10 protein-coding genes are annotated in these 13316 nt (G+C 65.3%); 3 read left to right on the top strand and 7 right to left on the bottom strand.

The features are described 5' to 3' along the window. Nucleotides 1–1563, top strand: a complete 1563-nt coding sequence (locus tag PO883_RS15955; RefSeq protein ID WP_289310641.1) for an FGGY-family carbohydrate kinase — start codon at nucleotides 1–3, stop codon at nucleotides 1561–1563. Here PO883_RS15955 and bluB read toward each other — a convergent pair. From bluB to PO883_RS15920, 7 genes are all read right to left on the bottom strand, one after another. After that, complete coding sequence (bluB, locus tag PO883_RS15950) at nucleotides 1538–2239, bottom strand: 5,6-dimethylbenzimidazole synthase (protein WP_289310640.1); 702 nt, start codon at nucleotides 2237–2239, stop codon at nucleotides 1538–1540. The genes PO883_RS15955 and bluB overlap by 26 nt on opposite strands. 68 nt (nucleotides 2240–2307) lie before the next feature. Continuing rightward, nucleotides 2308–3111, bottom strand: a complete 804-nt coding sequence (locus PO883_RS15945) for an alpha/beta fold hydrolase (RefSeq protein WP_289310639.1) — start codon at nucleotides 3109–3111, stop codon at nucleotides 2308–2310. A gap of 145 nt (nucleotides 3112–3256) precedes the next feature. Continuing rightward, nucleotides 3257–5371, bottom strand: a complete 2115-nt coding sequence (locus PO883_RS15940) for a TonB-dependent siderophore receptor (RefSeq protein ID WP_289310638.1) — start codon at nucleotides 5369–5371, stop codon at nucleotides 3257–3259. 120 nt (nucleotides 5372–5491) lie between these two features. Then, on the bottom strand, nucleotides 5492–6685 hold the full coding sequence (locus PO883_RS15935) for a PLP-dependent aminotransferase family protein (protein WP_289310637.1): 1194 nt from the start codon (nucleotides 6683–6685) through the stop codon (nucleotides 5492–5494). Between the two features lie 114 nt (nucleotides 6686–6799). Continuing rightward, nucleotides 6800–7261 carry a RidA family protein gene (locus tag PO883_RS15930; protein ID WP_054263560.1) on the bottom strand — a complete coding sequence of 154 codons (462 nt, stop codon included), beginning with the start codon at nucleotides 7259–7261 and terminating at the stop codon, nucleotides 6800–6802. 360 nt (nucleotides 7262–7621) lie between these two features. Further along, on the bottom strand, nucleotides 7622–8500 hold the full coding sequence (locus PO883_RS15925) for a DMT family transporter (protein WP_289310636.1): 879 nt from the start codon (nucleotides 8498–8500) through the stop codon (nucleotides 7622–7624). 200 nt (nucleotides 8501–8700) lie between these two features. Continuing rightward, nucleotides 8701–9669, bottom strand: coding sequence for a threonine dehydratase (locus PO883_RS15920; protein ID WP_289310635.1), 969 nt, complete (start codon nucleotides 9667–9669; stop codon nucleotides 8701–8703). 111 nt (nucleotides 9670–9780) lie between these two features. On the opposite strand from PO883_RS15920, the gene PO883_RS15915 reads away from it, so the two are divergent. Next, nucleotides 9781–11226, top strand: a complete 1446-nt coding sequence (locus PO883_RS15915) for a PLP-dependent aminotransferase family protein (protein ID WP_289310634.1) — start codon at nucleotides 9781–9783, stop codon at nucleotides 11224–11226. 78 nt (nucleotides 11227–11304) lie between these two features. After that, the gene (htpG, locus tag PO883_RS15910) at nucleotides 11305–13224 is read left to right on the top strand and encodes a molecular chaperone HtpG (RefSeq protein ID WP_289310633.1); all 1920 of its coding nucleotides are present in this window, start codon (nucleotides 11305–11307) and stop codon (nucleotides 13222–13224) included. Nucleotides 13225–13316 lie beyond the last annotated feature (92 nt).

Here is a 13316-nt window from a genome sequence, read left to right as displayed (position 1 = left end):
ATGAATGATAAAACCATCCTCGCCATCGACAACGGCACCCAGAGCGTGCGCGCGATCCTGTTCGACCTGCAAGGTAATATCGTCGCCAAATCGCAGGTTCACTTCGAGAGCTATTTTTCCGAGCATCCCGGCTGGGCCGAGCACGACCCGGAAGACTACTGGCAGTCGCTGTGCCGCGCCTGCGAGCAGCTGTGGGAGCAGCCTGGCGCCGACAAGGCGCTAGTGCAGGGCGTGGCGGTCACCACCCAGCGCGGCACGGTGATCAATGTCGGCCAGGATGGCAAGGCTTTGCGGCCGGCCATCACCTGGCTCGACCAGCGCCGCACCGACCTGGCGCCGCGCGTCGGCATGTGGTGGAATGCGGCGTTCCGGCTGGCGCGCGTGAAGGGCACGATCGACTATTTTTGCGGCGAGGCCGAGGTCAACTGGATCAAGGCGCACCAGCCGGACATCTGGGACCGCACGCACAAGGTGCTGCTGTTGTCGGGTTACCTGAATTACCGGCTGTGCGGGCGCTACGTCGATTCGACCGGCTCGCAGGTGGCGTACCTGCCGTTCGACTACAAGCGCCAGCGCTGGGCCGGGCCGCGCGACTGGAAGTGGCAGGCGCTCGCGATCACCCCGCAGATGCTGCCCGAACTGGTGGCGCCAGGCACCGTGATCGGGCTGATCGACGACGCGGTGGCCGCGCTGACCGGCATCCCGGCCGGCACGCCCTTGCTGGCGGCGGCGGCCGACAAGGCGTGCGAAGTGATCGGCGCGGGCTGCCAGGCGCCGCATATCGGCTGCCTCAGTTACGGCACCACCGCCACCATCAACACCACCAGCCGCCGCTATGTGGAAGTGACGCCCTTCATTCCACCATATCCGGCGGCCATTCCCGATACCTACAGTACCGAGGTGCAGATTTTCCGGGGCTACTGGATGGTCAACTGGTTCAAGGAGCAGTTCGGCCACCACGAGCGCGCGCGCGCGCTGGAAGAGGATGTGGCGCCTGAGCAGCTGTTCGATGAACTGGTGAACGCGGTTCCGGCCGGGGCCATGGGGCTGATGCTGCAGCCTTACTGGAGTCCGGGTATTCGCGTGCCGGGGCCGGAGGCGAAGGGCGCGATTATCGGCTTTGGCGACGTGCACACGCGTGCGCACGTGTACCGCGCGATCCTGGAAGGGCTGGCGTATGCGCTGCGCGAGGGGAAGGAACGCACCGAAAAACGCAGCGGGGTGCCGATTACCGAGTTGCGCGTCTCGGGCGGCGGTTCGCAGAGCGACGCGGCGATGCAGCTGACGGCGGATATTTTCGGGCTGCCGACCGCGCGTCCGCATGTGTATGAAACGTCGGGGCTGGGGGCGGCGATCGCGGCGGTGGTGGGGCTGGGTCTGTATCCGGACTTCGCGGCGGCGATTGCGGGGATGACGCGTATCGGGCGGGTGTTCGAGCCGATTGAGGCGAACCGGGTGATGTACGACCGCTTGTACAAGCAGGTGTACCGCAAGATGTACGCGCGCTTGCAGCCGATGTATGCGCAGATTGCGGAGATTACGGGGTATCCGAAAAAGCCTTGATGCCGTCATCCCCGCCATCGGCGCGGGGTGAGTCCTTTTGCTCCCAGCGGTCGACAAACACCAGGCCGTCGAGCTTGCGGCGCTTTTCCCAGCCCTCCATCTCCAGCATCGGCATCGGATAAAACTGTTCCACATGCCCGATGCAGACCACCGCCACCGGCTTGGCCCCCTCGGGCATCGACAGCAGCGCGGCCAGCCTGGCGGGATCGAACAGCGACACCCAGCCCATGCCCAGCCCCTCCGCGCGCGAGGCCAGCCACATGTTTTGCAGCGCGCAGGCGACCGACGCCAGGTCCATCTCGGGCAGGGTGCGGCGCCCGAACACATACTCCTCGCGCCGGTCCATGAGCGCGGCCACCAGCAGTTCGCCGCATTCGCGGATGCCTTCGACTTTCAGCCGCATGAATTCCGAGCCGCGCTCGCCCAGCGCGTTGGCCGTAGCCAGGCGCTCCTCGTCGACCAGCTTCACGATGGCCTCGCGCACCGCGTCGCTGCGGATGCGGATGAAGCGCCACGGCTGCATCAGCCCCACGCTGGGTGCCTGGTGCGCCGCGCCAATCAGCCTGGCGAACAGCGCCTCGTCGATGGCGCCCGGCACGAAGTGGCGCACGTCGCGCCGCGCGGCGATGGCGCGGTAGACGGCGTCGATATCGCTCTGGATGAATTGGTCGGTCAAGGTGTTCTCGCAGGTTCGCGGCGGCGCCAGGGTGCGCCGCTTCGACCCGCATTATCCGGCAAGCGCGCTTACTTGAGCAAACGCGCGATGAAGGTCTGGATCAGTTCCGTGCTTTCGCTGGCCGCGCTCATATGCGGACAGTGCCCGATATTGTCGACATAGGCCAGCCAGCTCACCGGCAAGTGCTTGCGCATGTATTCACCCACTTCACGCGGGGCGATCATGTCGTCGGTGCTTTGCAGGATCAGCGTCGGCGTGTGCGAACGCGGCACGTCGGCGCGGTGGTCCGACAAGAAGGTGACGCGCGCGAAGTGGCGGGCGATCTCGGGATCGTTGCGGCAAAAGCTGGCGGTCAGCTCCTGCTGCAACTCAGGCCGGTCCGGCGCGCCCATGATCACCGGGCCCATGTTGGCGGCCCACTTCAGGTAGTTGTCGTGCATGAGGTCCAGCAGGGCGTCGATGTCTTCGCGGTTAAAGCCGCCGATGTAGTCGCCATCGTTGATGAAGCAGGGCGACGGGGCGACCATGACCTGGCCGGCGAACATGGCCGGCTCGCGGATCGCGGCCAGCATGCCGATCATGGCGCTGACCGAGTGGCCGATGAAGACCACCGGCGCGTTGGAAAATACGTGGATGATCTCGAGCAGGTCTTCCGCGTGGCGGTGCAAGCTGCCGTAGTCGAATTCGTTGTAGGCCGACAGGTCCGACTTGCCGCTGCCAACGAGGTCGTAGAGGATCGTCTTGTGGCGTTCGGTGAAGGCGGGCAGCATCTTGCGCCACATGTTCTGGTCGCAGCCGAAGCCGTGACCGAATACCAGGGTCGAGGGACCATTCCCGGAACAGTTCACGTTGTTGCGGTGCTCAATATCCATAGCGCATCCACCAGTGAGCCAGCCTGTGCTCCGATACCTGTCAGAGCGCGCTGTTGTCAGCCCATTCTAATCCTGTTAATGCAAGGGTTGTGTCTTTTGTATACCACGTGTGCGCCTATGCGGGATGGGTAGTGGCGCCGGCCCGTCACAGGGTGTGGCGCAACTCAAGCGTGAACGCGCGTCCCGGCATCGGCAGGTCGAAACGGATATTCCCGGGTGCGGCGCTCGGCTCGCGCACATCGCGGTCGAACAGGTTCGTCACCGAGGCGCGCAGCTGCCAGTTGCCGGACAGGCGTTCGCGCAGCACGCTGATGTCGGTCGTGGTGTAGTCGGCGATGGGCGCGCGCGCGTCGCCCGGCTCGCGGCGCCGGTCGGCCACGTGGTTGATGGTGGTGCCGATCTGCCACGACGGCGCCGGGCGCCAGTCGGCGCGCGCGAACAGGCGCCGCTGCGGCGCCAGCCCGGCATCCCTGCCACTGGCTTCATCGATGCTGCGCTGGTACGACATGCTGGCGGCGAGGCGCAGGGCGCGCAGCGGCGTCCAGGCGGTCTCGAACTCGAATCCGCGTCCGCTCTGGTCGCCCGTGTTGCGGAAGGTCTTGCCGGTGCCCGGATCGGCATTGGGCGCGGCCACGATGATGTCGCGCATGCGGTAGCGGAACAGATTGAGGCTGGTGCGCCAGTCGTTGGCCGGCTGCCACGACACGGCCAGTTCGCCGGTCTCGATGGTTTCCGGGTTGAGGTTCGGATTGCCCACGTTGACTGGATTGTTGATCGTGTACTGCTCGACGAAATGCGGCGCGCGGAAGGCGCGTCCGTAAATGGCCTTGATGATCACGTTGTACGCCGCGTCCCACACCAGCGCCGCGCGCGGATTGGTGGTGCCGCCGAAGTCCGAATAACGGTCGTGGCGCACGCCCGCGGTCAGGGTCCAGTCGTTGGCGATGCGCCACTCGTCCTGGACGAAGGCATACTGGATATCGCGCTTGTGCGGCGTCAGGTACACCAGCGCCGGATTGCCGGTGGCGTCCACCAGCGCCGGCAGGGGGCTGATGGTGGCGCCCACGCCCGGCACCAGCACGAAGCTGAAGTTCTTGGTCTCGGTGGCGCTGTACAGATCGTCGACGCGGTAGCCGGCGCCGATGCGGATACGGTGCGCATCGAAGCCGGTGTAGAAGGCCGACACGCTGGCGTTGTAATGGCGTTCGGCGTGGCCGGGATTGCCCACCACGCCGCCGGGCCAGGCGCCGCCGAAGGCGCCGGCCGGGAACAGGTGGTAGGCCGGCTCGCCGGGGCGGTTGTTGAGCGCATGGTAAGCCAGCGCCGCCGACAAGTCCCAGTGCGGCATGAAGCCCGCCTGGTGGTAGCCCAGGTCGAGGTAGGTGCGGGTTTCCGGTACGCGCGCCTCGGGGTCGAGCGCATCGGCCAGGCCGACGCCGACGCCCATCTCGCGCTTCTGGTAGGCGCCGCGCAGGCGCCAGTTGCCCCATTCGAGATCGGCGCGCGTGTCGAGCGCGCGCCGCCCGGCGCTGGCCGTGCCGGGTGCGCGCGAGGCGCGCGTGCCGAAGACGGTATCGAGGCCGCTCTGCAGATCCTGCTCGACGGCGCGCCTGGCGCCGTCGGTGCTGGCGCCGCGCAGATACAGCGCGGCGCGCAGCGGGCCCCAGGCGTGGCTGGACTGGACCCAGGCGTCGCGGCTCTTGAAGCTCCCCAGGCGCAGGCCCGATTCGATGCCGCGGATGTCGGCCGCGCTCTTGGTGACGACGTTGATCACGCCCGAAAAGGCATCGGCGCCGTACAGGGCCGAGCCGGGGCCGCGAATGACCTCGATGCGCGCCACGTTCTCGAGCGGCATGCCGCCCCAGGCCTGGCCGCGGTTGCCGGTAAAGACGGAGGTGATCGGCAAGCCGTTCACCAGCATCAGCACCTGCGGGTTGTAGCCGGTATGGATGCCACGGATGCTGTAGATCGGATTGAACGGCGCCGAGAAGCTCGATACGTGCAGGCCAGGCACGCTTTCCAGCACCTGATCGAGGTCGCTCGCACCCATGGCCGCGATGTCGGCGGCCGAGATGACCGAGGCCACGGCCGGCGCGCGCGCCAGCGGCTGCTGGCTGCCGGTGGCGATGGTGAGCACGGCGCGCTCGCCGTAAGTCAGCGCCAGTTCTTCTTCATCGGCGCTCTGCGCGATGGCCGCGCCGGGCCAGGCCAGCGCGATGGACAAGGCCACCAGTTGTGCGTTCGCGATCCGATTGACCATCCGCTTCCCCGACGCTGTTAAATGAGTCTCAAGATAACATGGGACCCATGCCGCATACAAATGCAAAAACGCCGCCCGCCAGTGAGCTGGGGGGCGGCGTCGACACTGGCGCGGCGAGGCTTACAGCTGCGCGGCGATCAGCTTGCCGAGGATGGCGATGCCTTCACGGATACGCTCCGGCGGCACGGTCACGAAGGACAGGCGCAGGGTGTTCGTTTCGGCTTCGTTGGCATAGAACGGCGCGCCCGGTACGAACGCCACCTTGGCTGCGATGGCCTGGTCGAGCAGCTTCATGGCGTCGATATGCTTGGGCAGGGTCACCCAGATGAACATGCCGCCTTCGGGCTTGGTCCAGGTCACGCTGGACGGGAAGAATTCGGCGATCGCGTCCAGCATCGCCTGGCACTGGTTGGCGTACAGCGCGCGGATGGTCGGGATGTGCTGGTCGAGGAAGCCATCCTTGACCACTTCGTAGACCACCATCTGGGTCAGCTGCGCGGTGTGCAGGTCGGCGGCTTGCTTGGCCAGTTCCAGGCGGCGCACCAGCGGCAGCGGCGCGACCACGTAGCCCAGGCGGATGCCGGGCGTGAGCACTTTCGAGAACGATCCCATGTAGATGACGCCGTCCGGGTTCATGTTCAGCATCTTGGGGAACGGCTCGCCCTTGTAGCTCAGCGCGCCGTACGGATCATCCTCGATCAGGGGCAGGCCGAGGCGGGCGCAGGTTTCGACCAGTTCCTGGCGGCGCTCGATGGACAGGCTGCGGCCGGTCGGGTTCTGGAAGTTCGGCAGCGCGTACAGCAGGCGCGCGCCTTCGGCCACGGCCGCGATCGAGGACGGCACCAGGCCATGCTCGTCTGTTGCGACCGACTTGAATTCGGGACGGTAGACCGAGAACGCTTGCAGCGCGCCCAGGTAGCTCGGCGTTTCGACCAGCACGCGGCTGCCTTCGTCGATCAGCACCTTGCCCAGCAGGTCGAGCGCCTGCTGCGAGCCGGAAGTCATCAAGACTTGTTCGGGGAGGATCTTGCAGGTGGTGGTGGAGAGCGAATTGGCGATCCACTCGCGCAGCAGCGGGTAGCCGTCGGTCGGGCCGTACTGCAGCGCCACTTTACCGTTTTCGGACAGGACCTTGTCGAAGGCCGCCTTCATGTGTTCGACCGGGAACGTGGCGGGCGAAGGCAGGCCGCCGGCGAAGGAGATGATCTCCGGACGCTGGGTGATCTTCAGGATTTCGCGGATGAACGAACTCTGAAGCTGGCTGGCGCGCTCGGAAAAACGCCACTCGATGGGGTTTGGATTTTCGATTTTCATACTGGTCTCACAGTCAAGGCGGCCGGGTTCGCACTGGGCCGATTATAGAGCACGCTGGGTAAGCGGCTGGAAAGACGCCGCCGGATAAGCAGCGTCCGGGATGTTGATGAAGCTTTAAGCGACTTCGACAATCATTTCAATTTCCACGCAGGCGCCGCGCGGGTTCTGGGCCACGCCGAAGGCCGAGCGGGCATGCTTGCCAGCATCGCCGAATACCTCGCCCAGCAGTTCCGAGGCGCCATTGGTGACGATGTGCTGGTCGGTGAAGCCAGGCGTCGAATTGACCAGGCTCATCAGTTTAACCACGCGCTTGACACGGCCCAGGTCGCCGCCGCAGGCTTCCTGGAGCGTGCCCATCAGATCGATGGCAATCGCGCGCGCGGCGGCGGTGCCCTGTTCGGTGGTGATTTCCTTGCCCAGCTGGCCGGCGTTCACGGAGCCATCGGCGTTCTTCGCGATGTGTCCGGAAATAAACACCAGATTCCCTGTTTGCACGTACATCACATACGCGGCGACGGGAGCGGCAGGCGGGCTGAGGGTGATATTGAGCGATTTCAGTTTGTCGTACACGGTCATGGCGGATCCTCGAGGCGGGTAGAAAGAACAAGGCAGTATTGTACGTCGGGCACGACCGGCTGCCCACCGGAATCGCGCCCTGCCGACAACTTGTCAGACCGCAGGGCAGACTCCGATAAACGAACTTCTAAAACCCCTACAACCGGGGTCTGACCTCTGACTTGAAACATTTTCCTTTAGTCAATATAAATCGTTTTCGGCCGGAATCAATTTTGACGCATCCCGGGCATCTCGACCCTGTTCGCCCAAGAAAATGTGCTTAACCGGGGTTGAGCAACAAAAAAGTTGCGAGTCAGAGCTCTGACCCCGGTTAAGCAATAAAAAAGTTTCGAATCAGAGGTCAGACCCCGGTGGGCGGTGTTAGCGCTTGATTTGCATGCGGCGGCCAATCGCGACCACGGCGATCACTGCCAGCGCGAAGCCGATGTTGGCCGCTGCCAGCGGTTCGCCCAGCAGCACCCAGGCGCCCGCCAATGTCATGAACGGTTGCAGCAGTTGCACTTGCCCCACCCGGGCAATGCCGCCGCGCGCCATGCCGCGATACCAGAAGAAAAAGCCGATGAACATCGAGAACACGGACACATACGCAAAGCCAATCCACGCCCCTGCGCCGGCCTCAGCCATCCGGTCCAGGTGCGGCCATGCCAGCCATACCACCAGCGGCAACACCAGCGGCACCGACAAGACCAGCGCCCAGCTGATCACTTGTTGTCCGCCCATGCTGCGCGCCAGCTTTCCACCCTCGGCGTAGCCCACCGCCGCCGCCGCCACGGCGCCAAACATCAGCAGGTCGGCCTGATGGAAGCTGCCGCCGCTCTGGCGCAGCGCGAAGCCGATGACGATGCCCGAGCCCGCCAGCGCGGTCAGCCAGAAACCCAGCGATGGCCTTTCGTTGCCGCGCAGCGCGGAAACGAGCGCGGTAGCCAGTGGCAAAATACCAACCAGTACCGCGCCGTGAGAAGCCGGCAGGCTGCGCAAGGCAATCGAGGTCAGCCACGGGAAGCCGATCACGCAGCCGAGCGAGACCATCGCCAGCGGCCACAGCGCCGACCTCGGCGGCAGCGCCGCGCGCTTCCATATCAGCCAGATGCCCGCCAGCAGCGCCGCCACCAAGGCCCGCCCCAGCGCCACGAACACCGGTTCCAGCCCGGCCACCGCCATCCGCGTGAACGGCAAGGTCAGGCTGAACATGGCCACCCCAACCAGCCCCAGCAGCATGCCGGCGCTCTCGTCGGACATGCCCCGCCGGGATAGGCCCAGCCGGGATAGGCCCCGCCGGGATAGGCCCAGCCGGGATAGGCCCCGCCGGGATAGGCCCAGCCGGGATAGGCCCCGCCGGGATAGGCCCGGCCGGGATAGGCCCCGCCGGGATAGGCCCAGCCGGGATAGGCCCGGCCGCACCGCACCGGTCACCGCACTCGTCGATATCGTCGCCATGCTCAAGGCCCTTGCAGGATGTGACGGAACAGCTCGGCGTCGACATTGCCGCCGGTCAACGGCAGCCCGATCTTCTTGCCACGGATTAAGGCGCTGTCCTTGATCTGCATGGCCGCCGCCAGCGCCGCCGCACCGGCGCCTTCGGCCAGGTTGTGGGTGCAGCGGTAGTACAGGCGCATGGCGCGCGCCACTTCGTCGTCGGTCACGGCCAGCACGTCGTCGGCGCATTCGAGCACCGCCACCAGCGAGGCCGCATCGGGCACGCGGCAGGCCAGTCCGTCGGCCACCACGGTGCTGACCGCCGCTTCGATGCTGCGCCCGGCCCGGAACGAGAGCTGGTAGGCCGGCGCATGGCTCGACACCACGCCGATAATCCGGGTCTTGACGCCCAGCGCGTGGCGCGCCGCGATCGCGCCGCAGATGCCCGAGCCCTGGCCGATCGGCACCAGCACCAGGTCCAGGTCGGGCTGGGCGCGGAACAGTTCGAGCCAGCCGCTGGCCACGCCCGCCACCAGATCCTCGTGATACGAGGGCACCATGTGCAGCCCTTCGTCACGCATCAGTGCCAGCGCATGTTCGCGGCTTGCCTGGAAGTCGTCGCCATGTTCGATGACCCGCGCGCCCAGTGCGCGCATGCAGGCATTCTTTTCCACGCTGTTCCCGTGCGGGACCACCACCGTCACCTGCAATCCCTCGCGCGCGCCGCTGAAGGCGATCGCCTGGCCGTGATTGCCACGGGTCGGGGCGATGATGCCGCGCACCTCGGGCGCGCGCCGCACTAGCGCGCCGAGGTAGACCACCGCGCCGCGCGCCTTGAAGGTGCCCAGCGGCGTGTGGTTTTCGTGCTTGACCCAGACCTCGGTGCCGACCGCTTCATTCAATAACGGCCACGAATACTGCGGCGTGGGCGGCATGGCGTGGTAGACGAGGGCGGCGGCGGCATCAAGTTCGGCGAGGTCGGGCAGGTACATGGCTGGCTTTCAAGGAGTGGAGCTGGAAGGTCGATGGGTGTATCCTAGACGAGAAAACCAGTACAGTACAAATACACTTTACCAATTAATTACGCATACTGTGACGGTGTCATGACCAATACAAGCAATCCCGCCATCGGCCTGCTCACGCGCGGCTCGGGCGAAACCCTGATCGACCAGATCGTGCGCTCGGTATCGAGCCGGATCGACGACAAGCTGCTGCGCAGCGGCGCGCGCATGCCGTCGATCCGCCAGTTCGCCGCCACCCACGGGGTGTCGTGCTTCACGGTGGTGGCCAGCTACGACAAACTGGTGGCCAAGGGTTACGTGGAGTCGCGCCGCGGCGCCGGTTTTTTCGTGCGCGAACGCTCGCCCCTGAACGCCGGCGAACGCTCCATGCCTGATGCGCCGCCGGCGCCGCTGGAAGCCAAGCCGCTCGACGTGGTCTGGCTGATCCGGAATATGTTCCGCCCCGCGCCGTCGCAGCGCGTGCCCGGTTCCGGCGTGCTGCCGCCCGAATGGCTCGATGGCCCGATGATCGCCAACGCCCTGCGCGCGGTCAGCCGCCAGAGCGGCGCGCTGCTGGTCAATTACGGCGTGCCGCAGGGTTTCCTGCCGCTGCGCCAGCAGCTCCAGCTGAAACTGGCCGAACTGGAAATCGACGCCGCCCCCGAGCAGATCGTCACCACGGTCGGCGTGACCCAGGCGCTGGACCTGGTGGCGCGCGAATTCACCCGCCCGGGCGACACCATTTTCGTGGACGATCCGGCCTGGTTCCTGATGTTCGGCGCGTTCGCGGCGATGGGCCTGAAAGTGGTCGGCATTCCGCGCCTGGCCGACGGTCCCGACATCGCCCGCCTGGCCGCGATGGCGGCGCTGCACAAGCCCAAGCTGTATGTGATCAATTCGGTGCTGCACAACCCCACTTCCACCTCGCTGTCGGCGGCCAAGGCGTTCCAGGTGCTGCGCATCGCCGGGGAACACGGCTTTACCATCGTCGAAGACGATATCTACTGCGACCTGCATCCCGGCAGCGCGGTGCAGCCGGCCACGCGCATGGCGGCGCTCGACCAGCTCGACAGGGTGATTTACCTTGGCGGCTTTTCCAAGTCGCTGGCGGCCAACCTGCGGGTCGGCTTCATCGCTACCTCTCCCGAGTGGGCCCAGCGCCTGTGCGACCGCAAGATGCTGGCCACCCTCACCACCAGCGACATCGGCGAACGGGTGGTGTACAAGGTGCTCTCGGAGGGCTTGTACCGCAAGCACGTGGACCGCCTGCGCGGACGGCTCGACGCGGTGCGCGCACGCACCGTGCGCCAGATGGAAAAAGTGGGCTTGAAGGTCGACGTGGCGCCGCCGGCCGGCCTGTTCGTCTGGACCGACACCGGCATCGACACCAGCGCCCTGGCCGAACGCGCCATGGCCGACGGCCTGCTGCTGGCCCCGGGCGCCCTGTTTTCGCCCAGCCAGCTGCCCTCGACCCGGATGCGCATGAACGTATCGACCTCGCAGGAACCGGGCGTGTGGGAGTTCCTGGCCCGGGAGCTCGGGCGCTGAGCTTGCGGGCCTTGAAATCGCTTAAAACACCCCCATTTCTCTCCAATCCGTTCAACCCGTCATACACGAGGACTAAAAATGGCTGTCGCCGAAAAAGAAACCCTTGGTTTTCAAGCAGAAGTAAAACAGTTACTGCAACTGATGATCCACTCCCTGTATTCGAACAAGGAGATCTTCCTGCGCGAGCTCATTTCAAACGCGTCCGACGCGGCCGACAAGCTGCGCTTCGAGGCGATCAATAACGATGCTTTGTACGGTAACGACCACGAACTGAAAATCCGTGTCGCCTTCAACAAGGAAGCGCGCACGGTCACCATTTCCGACAACGGCATCGGCATGAGCCGCGAGGAAGTCATTTCGCACCTGGGCACCATCGCCAAGTCGGGCACCAAGGAATTCTTCGGCAAGCTCTCCGGCGACCAGCAGGCCGACGCGGCCCTGATCGGCCAGTTCGGCGTGGGCTTTTACTCGGGCTTCATCGTGGCCGACAAGATCACGGTCGAAACCCGCCGCGCCGGCGCCGACGCTTCCGAAGGCGTGCGCTGGGAGTCGGCGGGCGAGGGCGATTACAGCGTCGAAGCGATCGAGAAAACGGCGCGCGGCTCCGACATCATCCTGCACCTGCGCGAAGGCGAGGACGAGCTGCTGTCGAGCTGGAAGCTGAAATCGATCATCCGCAAGTACTCGGACCATATTTCGCTGCCGATCGTGATGCAAAAGGACGAGTGGGACGCCGAGAAGAGCGAGACGGTGCTCAAGGATGAAGTCGAAACGGTCAACCAGGCCAGCGCGCTGTGGGCCCGCAACAAGGCTGACATCACGCCCGAGCAGTACGAGGAATTCTACAAGCACGTCTCGCACGACTTCCAGTCCCCGCTGACGCACACCCACAACCGGGTCGAGGGCCGCAGCGAGTACACGCAGCTGCTGTACGTGCCGAGCCACGCTCCGTTCGACCTGTGGGACCGCAACAAGCGCGGCGGCATCAAGCTGTACGTCAAGCGCGTGTTCATCATGGACGATGCCGAGCAGCTGATGCCGGCCTACCTGCGCTTCATCAAGGGCGTGATCGACTCGAACGACCTGCCGCTGAACGTCTCGCGCGAGATCCTGCAGGAGTCGCGCGACGTGAAAGTGATCCGCGAAGGCTCGACCAAGCGCGTGCTGGGCATGCTGGAAGAACTGGCCAACGCCGACGAGCAGGAAAAGAAGGACAAGTACACGACCTTCTGGACCGAATTCGGCCAGGTGCTCAAGGAAGGCATCGGCGAGGACGCCGGCAACAAGGACCGCATCGCCAAGCTGCTGCGCTTCGCTTCGACCGCCAACGACAACGCCGACCAGAATACCTCGCTGGCCGACTACATCGCGCGCATGAAGGAAGGCCAGGAGAAGATGTATTACGTGGCAGGCGACAGCTATACCGCTGCCAAGAACAGCCCGCACCTCGAAATCTTCCGCAAGAAGGGCGTTGAAGTGCTGTTGATGACGGACCGCGTCGACGAATGGATGCTGTCGTTCCTGACCGAGTTCGAAGGCAAGGAGCTGGTGTCGGTGGCCAAGGGTGGCCTGGATCTGGGCGGCCTGGAAGACGAAGCCGAGAAGAAGGAACACGAACAGACCGAGACCTCGTACAAGGAACTGGTCGAGCGCATGAAGGCGGCGCTGGGCGAGAAGGCCAAGGATGTGCGCGTGACGTTCCGCCTGACCGATTCGCCGGCCTGCCTGGTGGCCGACGAGAACGAGCTGTCTGGGAATCTGCTGCGCATGTTGAAGGCGGCGGGGCAGAGTGCGCCGGAATCGAAGCCGATCCTGGAGATCAACCCGAACCACCCGCTGGTGACGCGCCTGAAGAATGAAGACGCGGCCAGCACCCAGTTCGGCGACTGGGCGCACATCTTGTTCGATCAGGCTTTGCTGGCTGAAGGCGGTTCGCTGAGCGATCCGGCGACGTTCGTGAAGCGCTTGAATGAGATGCTGCTGGCTGGGACGAAGTAAGCGTCGTTAGTACCACGTCGTTCCCGCGCCAAGGCGGGAACGACGGTTTTGAGGGTAGCGATTGTCAGTTCGCGTTCGCCGTCACCTTCACC

Origin of the sequence: Massilia sp. DJPM01 (assembly GCF_030348125.1) — a bacterium.
GTDB lineage: Bacteria > Pseudomonadota > Gammaproteobacteria > Burkholderiales > Burkholderiaceae_D > Telluria_A > Telluria_A frigida.
The sequence above is the reverse complement of the archived record's forward strand: the minus strand, read 5'-3'. Positions and strand labels throughout refer to the sequence as shown.